Consider the following 21,699-nt stretch of genomic DNA (forward strand, 5'->3'; position numbering starts at 1 on the left):
GCCGGTCCCGTCCGCCGACGGGGCTCACGAGACGTGAGCATTTCTCTGTACTATCCGCACGGCGGGTGAGCAGAGGAGTTGGGCCATGCAGTCGGTGACAGCAGGCCGCCCGGTTTCGCCGCCGCCAGCCGTCCGCGACGGCGCTGACGCCCGGCCGCGACGCGGCTTCCGAACGGACATCGAGGGCCTGCGTGCCCTCGCCGTCCTGCTGGTCGTGCTCTGGCACGCGGGCGTCCCGTTCGTCTCCGGCGGATTCGTCGGGGTCGACGTCTTCTTCGTCATCTCCGGATACCTGATCACCAGCGGAATGGTGGCGGAGGTGGCGGCCCGAGGGCGCCTGTCGCTCGGCGGATTCTGGGCGAGACGGGCAAAGCGGCTACTGCCCAGTTCCGCGCTCGTCCTGCTCGCCTCCCTGCTCCTCACGTACCTGTTCCTGCCGGACATCCGGTGGAGGGACACGGCGTGGGACGCCGTGAGCAGCGCCGTCTACGTGATCAACTGGCGGCTCGCCGACCAGTCCGTCGACTATCTCGCCGCCGAGCAGGCCCCGAGCATCGTTCAGCACTTCTGGTCCCTCGCGGTCGAGGAGCAGTTCTACCTGCTGTGGCCGGTGCTGCTGGTGGCCGTCGCCTGGGTGGCGCGGCGACGCGGCGCGGCGCAGCCGTGGTTCGGCCGGCTCGCCCTGGCCGTGGTGGGTGTTCTCGGGCTGGCCTCCTTCGCCTGGTCGGTGCTGTTGGTCCAGGCCGAACCCGGCCGGGCGTACTTCGTCACCACCACCCGGATCTGGGAGCTCGCTGTCGGTGCGCTGCTCGCCCTGTCGCCGTTCCGGCGGCTGACCGGTGCCGCGGCGTCGGCGTCGGGGTGGATCGGCATCGCGGCCATCGCGGGCTCGGCGGTGGTGCTCGACAACTCGATGCCCTTCCCGGGCCCGCTGGCGCTGCCCGCGACCATCGGCACCGCCCTCGTCATCGCGGCCGGCCCGGACATCCGGTACGGACCGGTGGCGGTCCTGCGCGTGCCACCGATGCAGTTCCTCGGCGGCATCTCGTACACCCTGTATCTCTGGCACTGGCCGCTGATCGTGGCGTTCACCGCGCGGACGGACGATCCGGGCATCGTGTTACCGGCCGCTGCGGTGGCGCTCTCGGTCCTCCTGGCGTACCTGACGAGCCGGTTCGTGGAACGGCCGGTCTGGCACTCGCGGAAGCTCTCGGTGCGGCCGCGGGTCGCGCTCGCCGTCGGGTTGGCCTGCACCGCGCTGTCGGTCTGCGCGGGCGTGGTGTTCCACCTCGTCACCGCGGTGAGCCCCACCGGCGCGGCCCTGCTGAACGCCCGCGGCGCCGCCGTGTTGACGCCGGGGGACACGGGCGCGGGCGTGCCCGTCAACCACGTGCCGTCGATCGTGCCCGAGCCCGCAGCGGCCCGTGCCGACATCGCCTCGGTCTACGCCGACGGCTGCCACGGTGCGGCGGACGAGACCAAGGCCCTGCGCTGCACGTACGGCAGGTCCGACGCCCCGTTCACCGTCGCCCTGATCGGTGATTCCCACGCCGCCCAGTGGGTGCCCGCCCTTCAGTCCATCGCGGAACGGCGGAACTGGAAGCTGGTGACGTACACGAAATCGGGCTGCCCCGCCATGGACGCCCTGGTGGCCACGGGTGCCGACGAGCGCCCGTACGAGACGTGCGTGACCTGGAACCGGTCGCTGCGGAGCGCGATCGCCGAGGACCGCCCCAATCTGATCGTCACCACCAGCTACACCTACTCCGTCTATTCCAACGGCAGGGTGCTGCACGGGATGCAGAACCGGACGGCACTTGTGGAGGCGATGCGCCGGGCCTGGCAGGGGTTCGCGGAGGTTGCGCCGGTGGTGGTCGTGCGGGACACCCCGGCGCCGGGGCGGGACATCGCCGAATGCGTCTCCACCCACCGTGAGCAACTGACCAGGTGTGCCGTGCCCCGGGACAAGGCCCTGGCCGGCATCGGCCCGATCCAGGTCGATGCCGCCGAGGGGCTGGCCGGCGTACGTGTGCTCGACCTGAACGACGCCATCTGCCCGGCCGACCGGTGCGCGCCGGTCATCGGTGGCGTGCTCGTCTACCGCGACGCCAACCACCTGACCGCGACGTACGCGCGGACCCTCGCCGACCGGCTCGACGAGCAGCTACGGGTGGCGACGGGATAGCGCGCCGGGCCCTTCCTCAAGCCCTGCAGCGGCGGCGGTTCCCTGGGCCGATCTCGACTGCCGATCGGGTGCCGGGTGCCGACCGGACCGGCCGGTAGTGGCTGGTCGGTGCGCTTCCAGCCGGTGAACCAGAGGCGACGCCGTGAGCGTCGCCTCTGTACTATCCGCAGGGCGGATGAGCAGAGGAGTCGTGGCATGCAGCCGGTCGGTCCATACAGGTTCACCGAGGCACTCGGCGTGTGTCAGGTGGGCACGGCGTGGTGGGCCGTCGACGGGCAGGACCGGCTGGTGACGGTGGCGGTGCTCGACGGCGCCGCCGCCACCGACCAGCCCTGGCGGGAGGCCTTCGCCAACGCCGCCAACGCGTTGGCGCTGACCGCGGGCGGCCAGCGTTACGTCAACGCCGACTTCGCCGCCCCGAAGCCCTGGGCGGCGTACCCGTCGGAGGAGGGGATGGGGGCGCAGCGGCTGTTCCAGACCCTCGGCATGGATCTGCAGCCGGCGGAGACCGAGGCCGAGGTCCTGATTCCGGAGACCGGCACCGTCGCCGAGCCGCCGGAGCCGGTCTCCGGCGTGCCGACCTCCGGCACGCCCAGTCCCACCTCCGGCGCACCGCTGCCGTGGGCGATGCACGCCGCCGTGCCCCAGCAGGTCTCGTCCCCGCCGCAACCGGTTTCCCCCGCACCCCAGCAGGTGTCCCCGGCCCCGCTGTCCGAGCACGCGCAGCCGATCAGTGTCCCGCCGCAGGACCCGTTCACCTCGCCGGTCCCCCGGATCACGCCCTCCGAGCCGCCCCGCCGACGCATCGCCCTGGTCGACGGGCCGCCGCGGCGTTCGCGGGTCTGGCTCCAGGCGGTCGTCGCGCTGGTGCTGCTGCTCGCCGGTGGCGCCATCGGTTTCGGTTGGGGGAACACCCGCGGGGCTACGGCGAAGCCGTCCCCCACCCCCTCCCTGGCGGTCTACGAGGCGACCCAGTTCTCCATCAACAAGTCCAAGTTCGACGGAGCCCTCGCGCAACTGGCCGAGCCGTGGCTCACCCGGATGGGCGGCTGTGCCGCCGACACCGACACCGGTGGGCCCGACCTGCCCCCCGACGAGCAGCGGCACGTCTTCTGCCGGTACGGCGGCGTCTCGGTGCACTTCGCGCTCTACGACTCGCCCGCCAAGGAGGACGCCGCCCGCGCCTACCGTGGACAGCTCAGCCTCACCGGTACCGCGCTCGCCCCGGGCCTGCGCGAGGCGACCCGTACCAAGGGCGGCGTCACCGGCGCGGCCGGCAGCTACGTCGAGTACGCCTTCAAGAGCGGCGACGATCGTCCGATGTGCGGTATCTGGTGGGACCGGGACGACAGCGTCGGCGCGTTCTACATCGAGACGCTCTGCGAGGCGGGCATCGCCGGGAACTGGGACGCGCTGCGTGACCTCTGGCGCCGTAGCAGCTGAACTCCGCCCGAACGTACGTTGACAAGCGTTTCCACAAGCGAATGAATGAGCGGGCACTGCCGTCCACTCGGAAGCATTGGTCAAGCGGGGGATCATGACTTTTGTGGAGGACCTGCGTCCTGCCGTTGATCGGTCCGTTCGTCCACCTCTGCTGGCAGGCCGGTCGGTCGCCATGGTCCACGAGTGGTTCGGGGCCACGGGCGGGGCGGAGAGCACTTTCCTCACCATGGCCGATCTGGTCCCGCACGCGCAACGCTTCGTGCTCTGGGCGGACCGGGACGTCCCGGTGGACCGGCTCCGGTTGCGACAGTCCTGGATGGCCAGAACGCCGTTGACCCGTAGCAAGGCGCTCGCCCTGCCGTTCATGCCGTTGGTCTGGCGCAGGTGGGACGGCGGCCCCGTCGACGTCGTCATCTCCTCCAGCCACGCGTTCGCGCACACCGCCAGGTTCGGTCCGCCGGAACGGACGCGACACCTCAGCTACGTCCACTCGCCCGCCCGCTACGTCTGGAGCCCGGGCCTGGACTCGCGGGGCAAGAACCCGCTGCTCGCCCTCCCCCGACGAGCGCTCCAGGCCGTCGACGTCAGGCTGAGCCGGCACGTGCACGCCTACGCGGCAAACTCGCGCGAGGTCCAGCAGCGGATCCGACGGTTCTGGAACCGCGACGCCGTGGTCATCCACCCGCCGGTGGACGTGGACTTCTTCGCCGCGGCACCGCCCCCCGAGCGCGCCCAGCCGCGCGAGTATCTGCTGGGCGTCGGGCGGTGGGTGCCCTACAAGAACTTCGACCTGATGATGGAGACCGCCGCCGAGGCCGGGCTTCCGCTGATCATCGCGGGCTCCGGGCCGGAGGAGAGCCGGCTGCGGCGGGCCGCCGAGCGGGTCTCGGCACAGGTGACGTTCGAACGGCGGCCGACCCGGGAGCGACTGCGCGAGCTCTACTGGGGTGCACAGGCATTGCTGTTCCCCACCCACGAGGACTTCGGCATCGTGCCCGTCGAGGCCCAGGCCTGCGGCACCCCGGTGATCGGCCTGCGCGGCGGTGGCCTCCTCGAGACCGTCCGCGACGGCGAGACCGGTCACCTGGTCGAGTCGATGCAGCCCAGGGCGTACGCCGCCGCCGTACGGCGCGTCGCGGACCTCCGGGCCGACCGGATCCAGCACCACGCCGAGGAATTTTCCCGGGCCAGGTTCGCGGCACGCATGTCGGAGTGGATCGCGCATGAGTCGAGCTAGCCGGCCACCGGCGAGTGTCGTCGTCGACTGCAGCGGAGTCGGCGCCGGTGGGATCACCCGGGTGCTCACCGAACTGGTCCGGCACTGGCCGGCCGCCTGGCGGCTGCGGATCGTCGCGGCCCCGTCCTCCTGGGACGTCCCGTCCGAACACGCCGCTGCCCTCGAGATCGTCAGCCGACAGCAGGGCGGCCGGGCCGGGACGATCGCCTCCGCCGCGGCAGCGCTGTGGCGAGCCACCGGGCGTGCCCCGGACGGGGCAGGCGTGGTGCTGTCGCTGAGCCCCTCCGCCGCGATGCTGGGCAGCCGGCTCCCGGTCGTCACCGTGCTGCACGACCTCGCGTTCAAACTCTGGCCCCACGACCTGCCCAGCACCGTACGCCAGTACCGGCGGGCCAGCTACGCCGCCGCGATCCGCCGGTCCGAGCGCCTGCTCTGCGTGAGCGCGCGTACCCAGCACGACCTGCTGGGGCTGTACGGCGTGCCACCTGAGCGCGCGCGGATCTGGCACCCGGGCAGCGACCTGACCGTCCTCCCCGGCGGGCTGCCCGAGCCGCTCGCCCGGATCAGGCAGCGCGGCGAGCGGTACCTCCTCGTCGCCGGCCACGCGGCGCACAAGGGCGTCGAACTGGCGGTGGATGCGCTACCCGAGCTGCCCGAGTACGCACTGGTGGTGCTGACCGGCGGGCAGCCGGTCGACCGGTTCCGGGAGGTGGCGGAGAGATCGACGGCGAGAGACCGGATCCTCATGCTGGAGCGGCTCCCGGACGCCGGGTACGCCGCCGCGCTGGCCGACGCCGCCGTCTTCCTCATGCCCAGTCACTTCGAGGGCTACGGTCTGCCGGCGGCGGAGGCGTTGCGGGTGGGCACGCCGACGGTCGTCTCGCCCGACCCCGCGCTGCACGAGGCCACCGGTGGCCGGGCCGTGCGGATGACCTCCTGGTCGGCCCGGTCCCTCGTGGCGGCCGTACGCGCGGCCGAGCAGGCACCGCGTCCGGCCGTCGGCCAGGGAGGCCGGTCCTGGCAGGAGGCGACGGCCGATCTGGTCGCGCTGCTCGACGGAGCGTCGTCCGACGACCGGCGGCCCGTGCCGGCCGGCGCCGGAGGATAGGAATACTCCCGTGCGTATCGCCATGGTGCACTCCTCCTTCGCCGTTCGGGGCGGTGCGGAACAGTACGTTCGCGACCTGTCCCGGGCGCTGGCCGCCCGGGGGCACGAGGTCCGGATCTTCAGCCGGGCGTCCGCCAACGGGCAGCCGGACGACCAGCCGGTCGGGACCCGACTCTCCGATCGGCTGGGACGACGTCCGCGGCTGCTGCGGAAGGTGTTCGGCCACCTGGGCGACCTGATCGACCCCACCGGTCTGCGGGTCCGTGACCTGCGCTCCTTCGCCCCCGACGTGGTGCACGTGCACAACTGGCAGGGGATCGGGGTGCTACCCGTCGCACGCCTGGCCCGCGCGTATCCGACCTGCCACACCGTCCACGACTATGCGATGTGCGACCCGAACAACGCCCTGGCCAACCGTGGCCGGACCTATCTCGGGGACCGGTTGCTGCGGGTCCGCTCGGCCTGGCTGGTGCGGCGGCTGCGACGGGTCACCCTGCTCTGGCCCGCGCAGCGCACCCGGGACATCGTGCGGAACCACGTGCCCGGCGAGGCCCGGCTCATCGGCCGGATCGTGCCACTGGCCGTTTACACCGCCGGCGAGCGGCCGGTGGAGTGGCCGCCTGGAGATCCGAAGGTCTTCCTGTTCCTCGGCGCGCTCACCGAGCACAAGGGCATCGACCTGCTGCTCGACGCCTGGCGGGACGTCGCGGCCACGACCGATGCCACCTTGCTGATCGCCGGGGACGGCGCGTGCCGCGCCGCCGTCGAGGAGGCGGCCGATACCCTGCCGGGCCTGCGTTACCTCGGCTACCTCGACGGGCCGGGGAAGGAGGCGGCCCTGCGGCGTGCCGGCTGGCTCGTCCTGCCCAGCCAGTGGGCGGAGAACTACCCGATCTCATGCTGCGAGGCGCTGATGGCCGGGCGCCCGATCATCTCCAGCCGGATGGCCCGGCCACCGATGGCGTCCGACGGGTCCGTCCGCACGTTCGACGACCGGGCGGGGCTGACCAGCGTGCTGCGTCGGGCTGCGACACTGCCGGACCACGAGTACCGCGCCGCGGCTTCCTCCTCCGCCTACGACGGTCGCCAGCTCGACTGGGACCGCCACGTCGATGCGATCCTTGACAGCTATGAGGCGATCCGGACCCGCACCGACCTGCCCGGCCTTCTCCACGGCGAGGTGACCACCCGATGACATCCGAGACCGACACCCGGCCCGCCGGTGCCCCGGCCCCGGACGGCCCCGAGGAGCCCGCGGCGGTGCGGGAGCACGGCGGCACGGTCGTCTCCTGGCAGCGCCACTGGTGGCCGTCGATCGCCGCCGCGGTGGCCTCCCCGCAGCGCCGCCGTTGGCTGCTGATCGCCGCCGCGGTGCTTCTGGCCGCCACGGTCGCCGGGCCGTTCGTCGGCTTCTCTCCGGTTCTGCCTCTCGTGCTGGTCGTCCTGGTCGTCCTCGCGGTCCGCACCGTGCCCGGGCTGGCCTTCGTGATGGTCGTCCTCACCGCGCCGTTGGGGCTCTGGTTTCTCGGCGTCGAGGGGCTGGTGGGCAACGCCTTCGGCGGCCGCGAGTACGCACTGAGCCTCGCCGCGACCCTGGTCGTCGGCGTGCTCTTCGTCGAGACGGTGCTACGGCAGGGCTGGTGGAACCGCCGCCGCCACCTCCTCGCCGCCGGGGTGGCGCTGCTACTCCTCGCGGCGTGGAGCCTGATCGGGATCGCCCACCACGGGGCGGCGCAGACGGCCGTGGGCGTGCGACTCCTGGTCGTGCCACTGATGATCGTCCTGGTGCTCGTCGCGCTGCCGCTGCCCCGGATCACCACCCTCGTCACCGTCATGTCCTGGCTGCTCGTGGCCAACGCGGTCGCGGCGGTCGCCGAGCTGGCGGTGGGACCGGCCCGTCTCGTGGAGTGGGGCTTCGAGGAGGGCCGGGCGGTCCGCTACATCGGGGAGACGTTCCGGGTGCCCGGCCTCACCGAGTTCAACGCCGAGCTGGGCATCCTGGCCGGCGCGTACCTGCTGGGCTACGTGACGCTCTGGTTGACCAGGGGAGCACGCCCCACGCTGCGGTCCTGGCACGCCGGCGCCGGCGCCGCCGTCCTCTGCCTCGCCCTCAGCACGAGCCGCTCGGGGGCGCTGCTGGTGGCGGCCGGCGTGCTGGGCGCCGTGGTGTCGAACCGGTCGGGGGGCGCTGCCGCCCGACGTGCCCGGCTGGTGGCCCTGGGGGTGGTCGGGGCCCTGGCCGCCGCCTTCGGCGCGCTGGGCGCCACCGGGGCGACGAGCATGTTCGACCGGTTCAGCAACTGGTCGCAGCTACTCGGCGACGACCTCACGCTCTGGGGCCAGGGCATCGGCGGCGTCGGCGCCGCGACGAGCTCCCGGATCGCCTCCGGAGACCAGATCTTCGTCGACAACTACTACGTCAGCCTGGCGTTGCAGTTCGGCCCGGTGGTGGCGGTCGCCGTCGTGGTGGCCCTCGGATACGCGCTGGTACGCCTCTGGCGACGAGCGGCGGACGAGCCGACCGCGGGCCTTCACCTCGCGATCCTGACCGGGTTGGCCTGCGCCTGCCTCGTGGTGGAGGCGTGGGAGTACCCGGGCGCGATGATGTGCCTGGCGCTCTTCGTCGCGTACGGCTGGCGGCTGCAGACCGGACCCACGCCCGCCGGGTCGCTGGCTCAGCTGCCCGGGCACCGGTGAGCTGTGCGGTCCCTCGCCGCCCAGGTGATGCGCCTGCAACGCACCCAGTTGTCGGTCCAGGCGCTGACCCGTCTCTGCAGTATCGTCGTCTTCCTGCTGGCGTCCCGATGGGACAGCGACCACCTCGCGCTCGTCGCGCTCCAGGGCATCCTGCTGGCGATCCCGTACACGCTGATCGAGGCGCTGGTCGGCCGGCCGCTTGCCACGGACATCGTGCCGCGCGACTGGAACCTGGGCCGGTGGGCGGGCCAGGTGGGGCTGGCCGTCGCCCTGCCCGTCGGTGTCGTCGGCTACGTGTCCGCGTCGGTCGCCCTGCCGCAGACCACCGCCGCCGACCGCATGCTCATGCTCGCGCCGGTGATCCTGCAACTGTCGATCGAGGCGGTGTTCTGGGCCACCACCCGGACCCGCTCGCCGCAGCACGCCAACCTCATCCCGCAGCTCACCGCGGTCGGCACCATTCTCGGCGCGGTCACGTGCGTGGCCGTGGACCTGCCGGTGTACGTCGCCGCCGTGCCGGCACAGACCGCCGTGCTGCTCTGGTGCCTGCTACGCCGGCCGCCCGCCGACGCCGGCCGGGTACGCCCGCCCGTGCGGCGCAGCCTGTCGCTCGGCGCGATGTACTGCTACGCCGGGGCGGTGGACCTGTCGTACTCCATCGCGCTGCCGTCCGTGGCCGGCTCGGTGGCCGGGCCCGCGTCGGTGGCGGTGCTGCGGGCGATGGATCTGGCCTTCGGGCCGTTCCACGTGGCCCTCTCGGCCAGTACCCGGGAGGATGTCGTGGCGGGGCGGAAGAGCCGTTGGCTGACGGGTACCCGAGCCATGACCGTGGCCACCCTGGTCGCGGTCTGCGTGATCGTCCTCGGCAGCCGGCAGGTCCGGGGAGTGCTGGCCGAGGACTTCGCCAGCCTGGGCACAGCCGTGCTGGCCGCCTACTGCGGTTACAAGGCGCTCGTCATGGTCTCCGCCTGGCTCTCCACCCGGCACATGATCTGGGCGCCACCGCGCCGCTACCTGGGCTCGGCCATCGGTTCGCGCACAATCGCGTTCGCCGGGGTGGCCGCCGCGGTCGTCTGGGCCGGTGGACTCTCCGACCTGATCCTGCTGCTGCTGGTCGCCGAGGCGCTGATCGTCGGCTGGTTCCTCGTGCGCATGCGGCTCGGCGGGACCGGTCGGGACAGCGATCCCGCCGCGGTCGCCGTCCTGCCGGCCGGCGGCGTGCCGGTCGGGCGGTAGCCGAGCCGCGACCGCCCCCGACGCTCACGGCTCGGCGCTGATCACCCGTACCGCGCCGTTCGGGAACAGGGCGCACAGCTGCGTCTTGCCGTTCGCCTCGCGGGCGAACACCCGAACGCTCCCGTCGTCCGGTGGCGACGGGGTGGCCTGCGTGCGCAGGTCGAAGGCGGGGCTGACGACGAGGTTCTTCTCCGGATTCCCCAACTCCTGGATGATCTCGACCTGGGTCGTACGGGCGGGCTTGCCCATCCAGCCGCGACCGGATCCGGGGATGTGCCGTCCTTGTTCGTCCGCCGCGCCGGGCTGCCAGACGCTGGCCCGGACGATGGAGGCGCCACGGTCGCCGCCGAAGTCGACGGCCGCGGTGCCGCAGTTCACGATCCGGGTGTCCACGACACAGCCGGCCGGCTCGTCGGCCTGGGTAGCGGGGGAGAACTGCACCCCGATTTCCTGCGGGTGGTTGTAACCCAGCACGAAGCCGGACATCCAGCGGCAGTCGTTGCGGGAGATGCGCACCCCGACGCCGCCGTTGAGGTCGGCGTAGCAGTTGACGCAACCGAGGGCCGGGGCGGCGAGGTCGAACGAGAGGTCCTGGCGGAGTCCCCAGGCGTGGCAGTTCACCAGGAACGTCCCGTGGGACTCCCCGGCGAGCCGGAACCCGGCTCCGCCGTTCTGCGAGGCCAGGCAGTTGAGGAACAGGGAGTCGTGCGGACCGGTGAAGTGAAAACCGTGCCCGTCGTTCTCGCGTGAGCGCACCGCCGACAGGCGTGACTCCATCTGCTGGCCGGTCGGCAGCGCGGCGGTCGGTCCCCATTCGCTGACGACCCCGTCATTGCGACAGTTGAAGACGATCACCTCGGTCAGCTCGTAGCCGTAGCCGTAGATCCGGAGGCCGTACCCGCCGTGCGGGTTCTGCTGCTTGTTCCCGTCCACGGCGAGGTCACGCACACTGAACAGGGTGATGCCGTCGTCCGAGCGGGTGCCGGCCAGCTTGGCGTAGCCGTCCGATTCGATGACCGCCGAGTTCGCGCCCGCGCGCAGCTTGAGCGTCGTCGCGTCCCCGCCGGAACCTCTGAGGTGGACCCGCGAGTAGAGGGTCAGCGTGCGGGTGACGTACGTGCCCGGTGGGAAGAAGACGATGCCGCCGGTCCCGCGCGCGGCGTCGATGGCCTTCTGGAGGGACCTGGTGTCGTCGGTCTTGCCGTCCCCGACCGCGCCGTGTTCCTTGACGTCGATGACGGATCCGCCGCCTCCGTCCGAGAAAAGGTTTCTGGCGGCCGCACCGACCAGGACCGTGGAGCCCACTCCGGCGGTGATGGCCCCACCGCGCAGCAGCGCCGCCCGCCGCGAGACTCCCCCGAATCTCCGTTCGTCGGCGGCATCCTCGTGGGCCATGTGCTTTCCTCCCCGACAGCGGGTGCCACTGCCCACGGCACCCGCACCCCGTCACCGCAGTGGACGCCCAGCTACGGCCGCGACCGATGATTCCATGCCCGCGACGTGCTGCGGTAGGCGGCCGTGCCGGGGCTGGCGCCCCGGCGATCTGTCGGCCGGCCGAACCAGTCCAGCGTGAAGGCGTCCCCTTACTGGCCGGCCTGAAGCACGTCGGCGACCGAGTCGCGGCGTACGGCGTCGAAGAGTACCTTCGCCTTGGCCTTGTCGGCGAAGACGACACTCTGGTCGCCGACCCGGCCGGTGCCCTTCGTCGGGCAGGTGAAGAAGCTCAGGTTGCCGCTGCGTAGGTGCCGCAGTTCGGTGGCGAAGTCCAGGATGGACAGCGACTTGTCCACGGACACCGCGTTGCTGGTCGCCTTGACGAAGGCGTTGAGCTTCGCCGGGTTCGACAGCGTGCCACCGGATGCGGCCTTGTCGAGGATCGCCTTGATCACCTGCTGCTGGTGCCGGATCCGGGCGAAGTCCCCGTCGGCGAAGGCGTACCGCTCCCGGGCGTAGTCCAGCGCGGCGGCCCCGTCGAGGGTCTGCCGCCCCTGACGGAAGGTCCGCCTGCTGTCCGGGTTGAGCGAGTGGGTCGAGGTGAAGCTCTTTTCGACGTCGATCTCGATACCGCCGAGGGCCTCGACGATCTCCTTGAAGCCGGCGAAGTCCACCATCGCCACGTGGTCGATCCGGACCCCGGTGAAGCTCTCCACTGTCTGCACCATCAGCGGCACGCCGCCCCACGCGAACGCCGCATTGATCTTGGCGTCCCGGTTGCCGTGCTGGCCGTTCTTCGAGCGCGGCACGTGTAGCCAGGTGTCGCGCGGAATCGAGATCAGCTGCGCGCTCGACCGGTCCTGCGGCAGATGGGCCAGGATGATCGTGTCACTGCGGGAACCCCCGGTGTTCTCCGGGTCACGGGAGTCGCTGCCCAGGATCATGATGTTCAGCGCGTCCTTGACCACCACCGGCGGACGGGCCTGCTCGGGCACGTCCGTGAAGGCGTCCACCCGCTCGATGTTGGACTCCACCGAGCGCAGGTAGAAGGCCGCCGCGCCGGCGCCACCGACACCGATCAGGGCAAGCACCAGCAGCACGATCAGGGCGATCCGGCGCCCCCGGCGACGGCGCCGTGGCACCGGGGCGACGTCGTCCACGGTGGACGACAAGGGCTCTGTCCGCTCTGCTCCCGGCTCGGCGATCTGCTGGCGATCCGACATGGGACGATGCTACTGAGTGCCGCACGGTCGCGTGGGGCCGCCGCCGTCGCGACGAGGCTGACCCGGTCGCCCGGTACGACAGCAAGCTGCTGGGCGCCTCGGCCCGTTGCGCGGTCAGGCCGCGGCGCGGCCCTTCAGGTCGAGCCACATGAAGACCTCGTCCCGGTCGTCGCCGGAAGGCAGGCGCAGCGCGGCGGGCAGCCGCCCGACCTCCCGGTAGCCGAGCCGGCCGTAGAACGCGCCCAGGCCCTGGCCGTCCCGGACCGTCACCTGCAACGCCTCCAGGCCCAGCTCGCGGCCGATCCGCTCGGCCTCGCGCATCAGCGCCGCCCCGTAGCCGCGGCCCTGGGTGTCCGGCTGGACCATCACCCGCTTGAGCACCCGCCAGTGTGCCTGCAGGTTGAACCGGTTGTCGGCGATGACCAGGAAGGCTACGAGGCGGTCCCCCTCGTAGCCCGCCAGCAGCCGGTCCGGTCCGTCGACGACGCCCGCGAAGGTCTCCTCGGCGACGGGCCGGACCTCGGCCGAGGTGACCGGGGCGACGAAGCCGACCGCGCCGCCGGCGTTGGTGACGTCCACCCACAGGGAGACGATCTGTTCGCGCAGCTCAGAGCTGAGCACGGGGTCGAGTACGAAGCGCAGGTTCACGCCGGCCATCCTGCGGGACCGGCGCGACGTGAACCCACCTTCGTGACCTTCACGACAGTGCCGCTGGTGCGGGAGAGGGGAGTCGAACCCCCACGTCCTCTCGGACACGGGCTCCTAAGGCCCGCGCGCCTGCCTATTACGCCACTCCCGCAGACCTGCTGAGTGTAGAGCGTCGGGCGTCCGGGGTGGCGAGCCCAGCCCCCTCAGACGAGCTGTCGCGACCCGGGTACGGCGGGCTCAGTCCAGGCCGAGGTCGCGGCGCAGCTTGGCGACGTGCCCGGTGGCCCGGACGTTGTAGAGCGCCCGTTCGATCTTCCCGTCCTCGTCGATGACGAAGGTGGAGCGGATCACCCCGGTCACCGTCCGGCCGTACATCTGCTTCTCGCCGTACGCGCCGTACGCGGTCAGCACCGTCTTGTCGGTGTCGGCGACCAGCGGGAAGGTGATGCCGTCCCGGTCGCGGAACTTGGCCAGCTTGGCGGGCTTGTCGGGGGAGATGCCCACCACCTCGTACCCGGCGGCCTGGAGCGAGGCGAGCGAGTCGCGGAAGTCGCAGGCCTGCTTGGTGCAGCCGGGCGTCATGGCGGCCGGGTACGCGTACAGGATGACCTTGCGGCCGCGCAGGTCGGCCAGGGAGATCGTCCCGTCGCTGTCGGTCGGGAGGGTGAACTCGGGGGCGGGGTCACCGGGGCTGAGGCGGTCGGTCATGGCGGAGACGATACCGCCGGTGTGCCGCCCGGGCGCGGCGATGACGCGCCGCCGCGTGATGATCACCATGGCTTGTTGCAAGGGATTGGCAACAACGCTCTGCCGCAAATAGGCTCACCGGTGACGGCGTGGACCGCCCCGCCGCGCCTCGGGAGGTGGAGTGGAAACCCTGGCGATGCACATCTCGAACGGGATCATCGACGGTCCCGTGGCCGCGATCTTCGCGGTGCTCGCGCTCGCCGTGCTCACCTTCTGTGTGCTGCGCGGGCGCCGGGACCTCGACGACCGGCTGGCACCGATGGCCGGTCTGGTGGCCGCGTTCATCTTCGCCGTGCAGATGCTCAACTTCCCGATCGTCACCGCCGGCGTCAGCGGCCACCTGCTCGGTGGCGCCCTCGCCGCGCTGCTGGTCGGCCCGTGGGTCGGCGCGCTCTGTGTCGCCGTGGTCCTGGTCGTGCAGGCCCTGGTCTTCGGCGACGGCGGGGTGGCCATGCTCGGCCTCAACATCACCAACATGGCCGTGCTCGGCACCGCCGTCGGCTATCTGCTGGTCGCGCTGCTGCTGCGGGTGCTGCCGCGTACCTCGGGCGGCCTCGCCGTGACCGCCTTCGTCTCCGCGCTGGTCAGCGTGCTGGTCGCCAGCCAGGGCTTCGTCCTGGAGTACTGGCTGGGCGGCACCACCAACCTGGGTGGCAACCTGACCGGGCTGGCCGGCACGGTGGCCGGGTTCCACCTGCTGATCGGCATCGGCGAGGGCCTGATCACCGCGACCACCGTGGTCACCGTCGCCAAGGTCCGCCCCGACCTGGTTTACGCGCTGCGCGCCCTGAAGCCGGCCACGCCGGCTCCCGCCGTACCGGTCGCCGGAGGTGCCCGATGAGCAAGCGTCCCTGGCCCTTCGTCCTCGGCGGCCTGCTGATCGCCCTGCTGCTCGCCGGCGTGGTCAGCAACTACGCCTCGCCGCACCCCGACGGGCTGGACTCGTCCCTGCTGAAGGGCTGCACGGTGAACGCCGATGACGAGATCACCGGCGGCAGCTGCCCGGCGCAGCAGGCCAAGGAGCACGAGTTGGGTGACAGCCCCCTGGCCGACTACGGCGTCCGCGGGGTGACGAACGACTTTCTCTCCACCGGCCTCTCCGGCGTGATCGGCGTGCTGCTCACCTTCGCCCTGGGCGGTGGCCTGTTCTGGCTGGCCCGCCGCCGCGGCACCGGGCCGGCCGCCGCCGACGGCGCGACGGTCCCTGCCGGCGAGGCGCCCGGCACCGCCCGCGCCAACTCGGCCGGCTGAGGGTACGCGGCCATGGGTGCCGGGCACGCGCACGTGCTCTACCGCGAGTCCACCTCCCCGGTGCACCGCCTCGCGCCCGAGGTGAAGATCGCCGCGATGGTGCTCTTCACCGTCGCGGTGGTCGCCACGCCCCGGGAGGCGTACTGGGCCTTCGCCGGGTACGCCCTGCTGGTCGCCGCCGTGGCGGCGCTGGCCCGGGTCGGACCCGGCTGGCTGCTCAGCCGGGCGCTGATCGAGCTGCCGTTCGTGCTCTTCGCGTTCGTGCTGCCGTTCCTCGGCACCGGGGAGCGGGTCGAGGTGGCCGGGTTGAGCCTGTCCGTGGACGGCCTGCACGGTGCGTGGAACATCCTGGCCAAGGGCACCCTCGGCGTACTGGCGTCGCTCCTGCTGGCGGCGACCACGACGACGCGGGACCTGATCGTCGGCCTGGACCGGCTGCGCTGCCCACAGGTGCTCACCCAGATCGCCACCTTCATGCTGCGCTACCTGGAGGTGCTGGTGGGCGAGGCCCGGCGGATGCGGGTGGCCCGGGTGTCCCGGGGCGACGACCCCCGTTTCCTGTGGCAGTTGCGCGGCTTCGCCGAGGGCGTGGGCGCGCTCTTCCTGCGCGCCTTCGAGCGTGGCGAGCGGGTCTACCTGGCGATGGTCTCCCGCGGCTACACCGGGCGGATGCCGGCGGTCTGGCAGGGCGCGGGCGCGGCCACCGCCGGGCAGTGGGCGGCCGCCGCGACCGTGCCGTTGGCCGCGGCCGCCATCGCCGCCGTCGCGGTCGTCCTGACATGATCGGGGATGTGCCCACACCTGCCTCCCTGGACGTACGCGGCGTCCGGTACGCGTACCCGGACGGTCACGTCGCCCTGCACGGGGTGGACCTGAGCGTGCCGCGCGGCGACCGGGTCGCCCTGCTCGGGCCGAACGGCGCGGGCAAGACCACCCTGGTGCTGCACCTCAACGGCATCCTCACCCCGACCGAGGGCACGGTCAGCGTCGGCGGCCTGACGGTCAGCCGGGACCGGACCACCCTCGCCGAGATCCGGCGCCGGGTGGGCATCGTCTTCCAGGACCCGGACGACCAGCTCTTCCTGCCCACCGTGGCCGAGGACGTCGCGTTCGGGCCGGCCAACCTGGGGCTGCGCGGGGCGGAGCTGGCCGCCCGGGTCGACGAGGCCCTGGCCGCCGTGGGGATGAGCGAGCACCGGGACCGGGCGCCCCACCATCTCTCCTTCGGCCAGCGCCGCCGGGTGGCGGTGGCCACCGTGCTCGCCATGCACCCGGAGATCCTGGTCCTGGACGAGCCGTCGTCCAACCTCGACCCGGCGGCCCGGCGGGAGCTGGCCGAGATCCTGCGCGCCCTGCCGGTGACCCTGCTGATGGTCACCCACGACCTGCCGTACGCGGCGGAGCTCTGCGACCGGTCGGTGATCCTGGACGCCGGCCGGGTGGTCGCCGACGCACCCACCGTGGACATCCTCACCGACCAGGAACTGCTGGCGACGCACCGCCTGGAACTCCCCTACGCCTTCGATCCCCGCACCGCCGCCCGCCTCTCCTGACCCACCTCAAGTTCTCCTGAGCGTGGTGGGGGAGCCGGGCGCTCGTCAGCGGGGGGCGGACGGCGCGGGGACGGTGCGTGGGTGGCGGGCCGGCGGGCGGGCGAGGCGGGCGGCGGCGTGCAGGCGCAGGACGCCGGCGGCGACCGCACCGGTCCCGGTGGCCAGCACCGACGCCACGATGATCCGGGCCAGGACGGCCGGCCCGGCCATCGGGACCACCGAGCGGGACAGCACGGCCAGGTTCGCCAGCCCGGCGAAGAGGACCAGGCAGGCCCCGGCCAGGGCGAGCGCGAAGTCGGCGCCCCCGCGGCGGGCCAGCGCGTAGCCGCCGGCGGCGATCGCGCCGAGCCCGGTGAGCAGCGTCCACAGCTGCGCGCCGAGCAGCCCGAGCAGCACCCCGCCGACCCCCTCGGCACCGGCGTCCAGCACCCGGCCGACCGTGAACGCCACCGCGGCCACACCGCCGAGGGCGAGCAGGGCGCCGACCGCGCGCAGCGCGCGTACCCCGGGCGCCGTGCCGCCCGGGACCAGCCCGGCCGCGCCGATGACCAGGAAGCCGAGCGTGGCGGCCACCCACCAGGGGTACGCGTCCGGCGGCGGCAGCCAGTCCAGGGTGCCGCGTACCTCGATCGTCTCGTCGCCGGCGCGCAGCGGCACCACCCAGTCGCGGATCCGCTGCTGCCGGGTCGGGTCGGCGCTCACCTGCGGCGGTGGCGTCGACTCCAGCCAGAGCGTCCGCTGGTCGTGCCAGCGGGCTGACGGCCCGTCGGCGACCCGCCGCCAGACCGGCGGGGCCGCCGGATCGGCCTCCGGCGGCAGTTGGGTGTCGCCGGCGATGGTCCGGTTCAGGTACGTGGCGGGGGAGCGGCTGTTCTCGTACACCCCGCCGGGGCCGATCCGCAGGTACGGCTCCCCGGAGTAGCCCATCACCTCGACGTCCCGCCCGGTGCGGTTGGTCAGCTCCAGCCGGGCCCCCGCCTCGACGATCCGGGCGGTGAGCCCGGGCCGGTCGGGGCTGGTCGCGGTGACCTCGGCCCGGTAGTCGGTGCCGTCGGGGGCGTCCGCGCCGTGCGCGGCGGCCGGCGTGGCGAGGGCGAGGAGGGCGGCGAGCGCGGCGGTGACCACCAGCCCCGCCCGCCGCAGTGGTGCCGGGATCACTTGCCGGCCGCCTCCACCGCCGCCTTGAGTCCTTCGGGGCTGCGGTCCTCGATTTCCTTGCCGTTGACCTTGATGGTCGGGGTGCCGGTGACCCCCGACCGGCTGGCCTCGTCGGTGACGTGCGAGGTCCACGACTTGTACTTGCCGTCCTTGACGCAGGAGCTGAAGGAGTCCCGGTCCACCCCGACGCTCGCCCCGATGTCGATCAGCTCGGCGTCGCTCAGCCCGGGGCTGTTCTCCGGCGGCTGCTTCGCGAAGAGCGCGTCGGTGAACTCCTTGAACCGGGCGCCGTCGGCGGCGCAGCCGGAGGCGGCGGAGGAACGGGTGGAGTACTCGGTGCTGGAGAAGCGGTTGAGGAAGGCGACCGGGTGGAAGACCACCCGCACCTTGTTCTGGTTGATCAGCTCAGTGACGGTCGAGCCGCTGGTGTCCTGGAAGTGCTTGCAGGCGGGGCAGAGGTAGTCCTCGTAGATGTCGACGGTGACCGGGCCGTTGCCGAGGACGATGCCGGTGCCCTCGTGGTTGGCGTTGGGCGGGGCGGTGTAGGTCTTCGACTGCTGGCTGGAGAAGACCGCCCAGCCGATCAGCCCGGCGATCACCAGCACCGCCGCCGCGCCGATCGAGGTCCAGATCGTCCGGGTCCGCCGCTTCTCCCGCGCGATCTGCTCCCGGACCACCTGGGCCGCCCTCTTCTGGCCCTTGCGACTACTCATCCTCGCCCTCCTCGGGTGCCTTGCCCGCCAGCCAGCCGTCCAGTGCGAACGGGGTGCGGGGCCAGATCAGCAGGAACCCGGCCAGTACCAGGAATCCCAGGTCCCGGAGGATCTCCGGGAGGTAGCTCGGGGCCTGGCCGGCGGCGAGCTGTCCGCCGCTGCCGAAGCACCCGCAGTCGATGGACAGGCCACGGGCCCAGGCGGAGGCGATCCCGGCGACGAAGACCACCAGCAGCGCCGCGGAGACGCCGGCGATCAGCCGGGTGGCCAGCCCGACGATCAGGAGTACGCCGAGCGCCAGTTCCACGAAGGGCAGCGCGGCGCCGATCGCGGTCGCCAGGTCGTACGGCATCACCTGGTAGGCGTTGACCGCCCGACCGGAGGCGGCCAGGTCGCCGACCTTGCTGGCGCCGGCGAACAACCAGACGGCGGCCAGGCCGAGCCGGGCGGCGGCGCCGAGCCAGGGACGGAGGACGGCCCAACGGGCAGCCCGGACACTCGGTGCAGTCACGGTCATTGGTCGCCCCGGATCCGAGAGAAGTTCCACTGTCATCCGGCCAGCGCGTCGTCGACGGCGTTGATCAGCTCGTCGCGGGCCCGGGCGACCCGGGAGCGGATGGTGCCCACCGGCACCCCCTCCACCGCGGCGGCCTCCGCGTACGACAGCCCGAGCAGTTGGGTGAGCACGAACGCGCCGCGCCGCTCGGCGGGGAGCCGGCGGACCAGGTCGTTGGCGCCGAGCTGCCCGGCCGGATCGGGGTACGGACGGTCGGTGGCCGCCTGCGCGGCGAGCCGCTCGCCGAGCCGCCGTCGGCGTACCACCGTCCGCAGGTGGTCGGCGCAGGCCCGCCGGGCGATGCCGAGCAGCCAGGTACGCGCGCTGGAGCGCCCCTCGAACCCGGGCAGCGCCCGGAACGCCCGCAGGTACGTCTCCTGGGTCAGGTCGTCGGCGCTGTCCGGGTCGATCAGGGCCGCGACGAAACGCCACACCTCGACCTGGGTGGCCCGGACGAAGGCGGCCTGTGCCGCCGGGTCGCCTTCGCGGGCGGCCAGCGCCCAACGGGTCGCCGGATCCCGCGCAGCGTCGTCCGTCGCCGGACCGGGGCCGGTGGAGACGTCGCGTGGGGTGGGGATCACGACTGACGAGGTTACGCGGCGTACCAGGGCAGGGCAGGGTCCTTCGGCCCTTTCTATGGTCCCGCCCACGCCGGGAACTTTTCCCGTCCACCCCCCGACTAATCGCTCATGACGTGGGACGACGTGTGCGAGGCGCGGCCGGCCGCTGGGCGCCCGCCGGCCCCGGCCGTGGCCCTGGCGGCGCCTGGCCGCGGGCGAACCGGGCTCGCCGATCCGTCGGCGCGTCGGGAAGCATGATGGCCATGACTGCTGCCGTACGCCGCCGGCCCGTGGCCGCCGCCGACCGTCGCTGGGCCGCCCGCTGGGGGACCGTCGCCGGCCTGCTGGTCACCCTCGTCGCCCTGCTGCTCGCCCCGGCCACCCCGGCCAGCGCCCACGCGGTGCTGGCGAGCACCAGTCCGACCGCCTCCGCCGTGGTGCCCAACGCGCCCGCCGAGGTGGTGCTGACCTTCAGCGAGGGGGTACGCAAGGTCCCCGACAAGATCCGGGTGATCGCTCCCGACGGGTCCCGGGCCGACCGGGGCGAGCCGACGTTCAACGGCACCGTGGTGACCATCCCGGTCGACTCTTCCGGGGCGCGCGGCACCTACCTGGTGAGCTACCGGGTGATCTCCGCCGACAGCCACCCGGTCTCCGGCGCGTTCACCTACTCGGTCGGTGCGCCCTCGACGCCGCCGACCGACTCCGGTACGGACAACCGCGCGAACCCGGTGGTGGAGAACGCGGTGAAGGTGGTCAAGTACGCCGGCTACCTGGGCTTGCTGCTGCTGGTCGGCCCGGCCCTGGTGCTGGCCGCGCTCTGGCCGCGCCGGCTGTCCCGGCGCGGGCCGGCCCGGCTGGCCTGGTCGGGGCTGGGCCTGCTGGTCTTCGCCACCCTCGCCGAGCTGTGGTTGCAGGTGCCGTACACCGCCGGGGGCAGCCTGTTCGACGTGACCGGCTCCGGCCTCGGTGACGTGTTGGGCAGCGCGTACGGCACCGCGCACCTGGTCCGGCTCGGCCTGCTCGCCGCTTCGGCGTTCCTGCTCCGGCCGCTCCTCGCCGGGCCGATCGGCCGCACCGACGGGATCATCCTGGCCGTCCTCGGCGGGGCGGCGCTGTTCACCTGGCCGCTGGCCGGCCACCCGGCCGCCTCGCCCGCCCCTGCGGTCTCGGTGGTGGTGGACGCGGTGCACCTGGGCAGCATGGCCGTCTGGCTGGGCGGCCTGGTGATGCTCGCGGCCTTCCTGCTGCGCCGGGCCGACGAGCGGGAGCTGGACGCGATCCTGCCGATCTGGTCCCGCTGGGCGACCCTGGCGGTCGCCGCGCTGCTGCTCGCCGGCACCGTGCAGGCGCTGATCGAGGTGGCCACCCCGGCGGCCCTGGTCGACACCACGTACGGGCGGCTGCTGCTCGCCAAGATCGGGATGTTCGCGCTGGTCATCGGGGTGGCGGCGTATTCTAGGGCGCTGGTGCGGCGGCGGACCGCCGCCGGCCGTCCGGGGTCGATGCGTCGGGCGGTGGTGGCCGAGCTGGCGATCACCGCGGTGGTGCTCGGCGTCACGGCGAACCTGGTGCAGACCACCCCGGCGCGCACCGCTGTCGCCAATGTCGCCGGTGAGTCGGCCGGCTACTTCTCCAGCACGTTGACCAGCCCGCTCTACTCGCTCCAGGTGGAGCTGGATCCGGCCGCGCGTGGTAACAACTCGATCCACCTCTACGCGTACACCCCGGACAACCGGCCGCAGCCGGTGAAGGAGTGGAAGGCCACGGCGGCGCTGCCGTCGGCCGGGATCGAGCCGATCCAGATCCCACTGCTCGGGCTGACCGACAACCACGCCTACGGGGAGATCAGCCTCCCCGCGTCGGGTGAGTGGCAGCTCCGCTTCACCCTCCGCACGTCCGACATCGACCAGGCCACGGTGACCGCCACCGTGCCGATCAAGTAACGGA

At 72.8% G+C, this 21,699-nt stretch carries 20 protein-coding genes and 1 tRNA gene; 12 read left to right on the forward strand and 9 right to left on the reverse strand.

Features of this window, described 5'->3' with window-relative positions; genetic code table 11:
* The first annotated feature begins 85 nt into the window (after positions 1-85).
* From GA0070604_RS05625 to GA0070604_RS05655, 7 genes are all read left to right on the forward strand, one after another.
* Positions 86-2,185 carry an acyltransferase family protein gene (locus tag GA0070604_RS05625; protein WP_091115242.1) on the forward strand — a complete coding sequence of 700 codons (2,100 nt, stop codon included), beginning with the start codon at positions 86-88 and terminating at the stop codon, positions 2,183-2,185.
* Between the two features lie 195 nt (positions 2,186-2,380).
* Positions 2,381-3,628, forward strand: a complete 1,248-nt coding sequence (locus tag GA0070604_RS05630) for a hypothetical protein (RefSeq protein WP_091115246.1) — start codon at positions 2,381-2,383, stop codon at positions 3,626-3,628.
* Between the two features lie 172 nt (positions 3,629-3,800).
* Complete coding sequence (locus GA0070604_RS05635; RefSeq protein ID WP_341845331.1) at positions 3,801-4,865, forward strand: glycosyltransferase; 1,065 nt, start codon at positions 3,801-3,803, stop codon at positions 4,863-4,865.
* Entirely contained in the window at positions 4,852-5,973 is a 1,122-nt protein-coding gene (locus tag GA0070604_RS05640; RefSeq protein WP_091115248.1) for a glycosyltransferase, read from the forward strand. Before GA0070604_RS05635 ends, GA0070604_RS05640 begins: the two co-directional genes overlap by 14 nt.
* A 10-nt stretch (positions 5,974-5,983) precedes the next feature.
* Complete coding sequence (locus tag GA0070604_RS05645; protein WP_244161768.1) at positions 5,984-7,168, forward strand: glycosyltransferase family 4 protein; 1,185 nt, start codon at positions 5,984-5,986, stop codon at positions 7,166-7,168.
* Positions 7,165-8,670 (forward strand): hypothetical protein, encoded by a 1,506-nt coding sequence (locus tag GA0070604_RS05650; protein WP_091115253.1) that lies wholly within the window; start codon positions 7,165-7,167, stop codon positions 8,668-8,670. Before GA0070604_RS05645 ends, GA0070604_RS05650 begins: the two co-directional genes overlap by 4 nt.
* Before the next feature lie 3 nt (positions 8,671-8,673).
* Positions 8,674-9,906, forward strand: a complete 1,233-nt coding sequence (locus GA0070604_RS05655) for a hypothetical protein (RefSeq protein ID WP_091115255.1) — start codon at positions 8,674-8,676, stop codon at positions 9,904-9,906.
* A gap of 24 nt (positions 9,907-9,930) precedes the next feature.
* Here the strand turns inward: GA0070604_RS05655 and GA0070604_RS05660 are convergent, their stop codons facing one another.
* The 5 genes from GA0070604_RS05660 to bcp all read right to left on the reverse strand — a co-directional run bounded on the left by GA0070604_RS05660 (position 9,931) and on the right by bcp (position 13,919).
* Positions 9,931-11,301 (reverse strand): glycosyl hydrolase family 28-related protein, encoded by a 1,371-nt coding sequence (locus GA0070604_RS05660; protein ID WP_091115257.1) that lies wholly within the window; start codon positions 11,299-11,301, stop codon positions 9,931-9,933.
* A gap of 188 nt (positions 11,302-11,489) precedes the next feature.
* Positions 11,490-12,563 (reverse strand): LCP family protein, encoded by a 1,074-nt coding sequence (locus GA0070604_RS05665; protein WP_091115261.1) that lies wholly within the window; start codon positions 12,561-12,563, stop codon positions 11,490-11,492.
* Positions 12,564-12,677: 114 nt separating this feature from the next.
* On the reverse strand, positions 12,678-13,211 hold the full coding sequence (locus GA0070604_RS05670; protein WP_091126921.1) for a GNAT family N-acetyltransferase: 534 nt from the start codon (positions 13,209-13,211) through the stop codon (positions 12,678-12,680).
* 64 nt (positions 13,212-13,275) lie between these two features.
* Positions 13,276-13,362 (reverse strand) — tRNA-Leu (locus GA0070604_RS05675).
* A gap of 86 nt (positions 13,363-13,448) precedes the next feature.
* A complete protein-coding gene (gene bcp, locus GA0070604_RS05680; protein WP_091126922.1) occupies positions 13,449-13,919 on the reverse strand; it encodes a thioredoxin-dependent thiol peroxidase in 471 nt (156 codons plus the stop codon).
* A gap of 160 nt (positions 13,920-14,079) precedes the next feature.
* Between bcp and GA0070604_RS05685 the strand changes: the two genes are divergently transcribed.
* Genes GA0070604_RS05685 through GA0070604_RS05700 form a run of 4 tightly spaced genes read left to right on the forward strand, consistent with a single transcriptional unit; the run spans position 14,080 to position 16,762 of the window.
* Positions 14,080-14,799, forward strand: coding sequence for an energy-coupling factor ABC transporter permease (locus GA0070604_RS05685; RefSeq protein ID WP_167363402.1), 720 nt, complete (start codon positions 14,080-14,082; stop codon positions 14,797-14,799).
* Positions 14,796-15,209, forward strand: a complete 414-nt coding sequence (locus GA0070604_RS05690) for a PDGLE domain-containing protein (protein WP_091115264.1) — start codon at positions 14,796-14,798, stop codon at positions 15,207-15,209. Before GA0070604_RS05685 ends, GA0070604_RS05690 begins: the two co-directional genes overlap by 4 nt.
* Before the next feature lie 12 nt (positions 15,210-15,221).
* The gene (cbiQ, locus tag GA0070604_RS05695; protein WP_091115268.1) at positions 15,222-15,992 is read left to right on the forward strand and encodes a cobalt ECF transporter T component CbiQ; all 771 of its coding nucleotides are present in this window, start codon (positions 15,222-15,224) and stop codon (positions 15,990-15,992) included.
* Positions 15,989-16,762: an energy-coupling factor ABC transporter ATP-binding protein gene (locus GA0070604_RS05700; protein ID WP_091115272.1), complete on the forward strand. Its 774-nt coding sequence runs from the start codon at positions 15,989-15,991 to the stop codon at positions 16,760-16,762. The genes cbiQ and GA0070604_RS05700 overlap by 4 nt, the downstream gene beginning before the upstream one ends.
* Positions 16,763-16,807: 45 nt before the next feature.
* Here the strand turns inward: GA0070604_RS05700 and GA0070604_RS05705 are convergent, their stop codons facing one another.
* Genes GA0070604_RS05705 through GA0070604_RS05720 form a run of 4 tightly spaced genes read right to left on the reverse strand, consistent with a single transcriptional unit; the run spans position 16,808 to position 19,770 of the window.
* Complete coding sequence (locus GA0070604_RS05705) at positions 16,808-17,920, reverse strand: hypothetical protein (protein WP_341845332.1); 1,113 nt, start codon at positions 17,918-17,920, stop codon at positions 16,808-16,810.
* Positions 17,917-18,633, reverse strand: a complete 717-nt coding sequence (locus tag GA0070604_RS05710) for a DsbA family protein (RefSeq protein ID WP_091115276.1) — start codon at positions 18,631-18,633, stop codon at positions 17,917-17,919. Before GA0070604_RS05710 ends, GA0070604_RS05705 begins: the two co-directional genes overlap by 4 nt.
* Positions 18,626-19,150, reverse strand: coding sequence for a MauE/DoxX family redox-associated membrane protein (locus tag GA0070604_RS05715; RefSeq protein ID WP_091115280.1), 525 nt, complete (start codon positions 19,148-19,150; stop codon positions 18,626-18,628). Before GA0070604_RS05715 ends, GA0070604_RS05710 begins: the two co-directional genes overlap by 8 nt.
* A 32-nt stretch (positions 19,151-19,182) precedes the next feature.
* A complete protein-coding gene (locus tag GA0070604_RS05720) occupies positions 19,183-19,770 on the reverse strand; it encodes a sigma-70 family RNA polymerase sigma factor (RefSeq protein WP_091115284.1) in 588 nt (195 codons plus the stop codon).
* A gap of 242 nt (positions 19,771-20,012) precedes the next feature.
* Here GA0070604_RS05720 and GA0070604_RS05725 point away from each other — a divergent pair, with 242 nt between their 5' ends.
* Positions 20,013-21,695, forward strand: a complete 1,683-nt coding sequence (locus GA0070604_RS05725; protein ID WP_091115288.1) for a copper resistance CopC/CopD family protein — start codon at positions 20,013-20,015, stop codon at positions 21,693-21,695.
* Positions 21,696-21,699 lie beyond the last annotated feature (4 nt).

It is taken from the genome of Micromonospora eburnea, from assembly GCF_900090225.1.
Taxonomy (GTDB): Bacteria; Actinomycetota; Actinomycetes; order Mycobacteriales; family Micromonosporaceae; genus Micromonospora; species Micromonospora eburnea.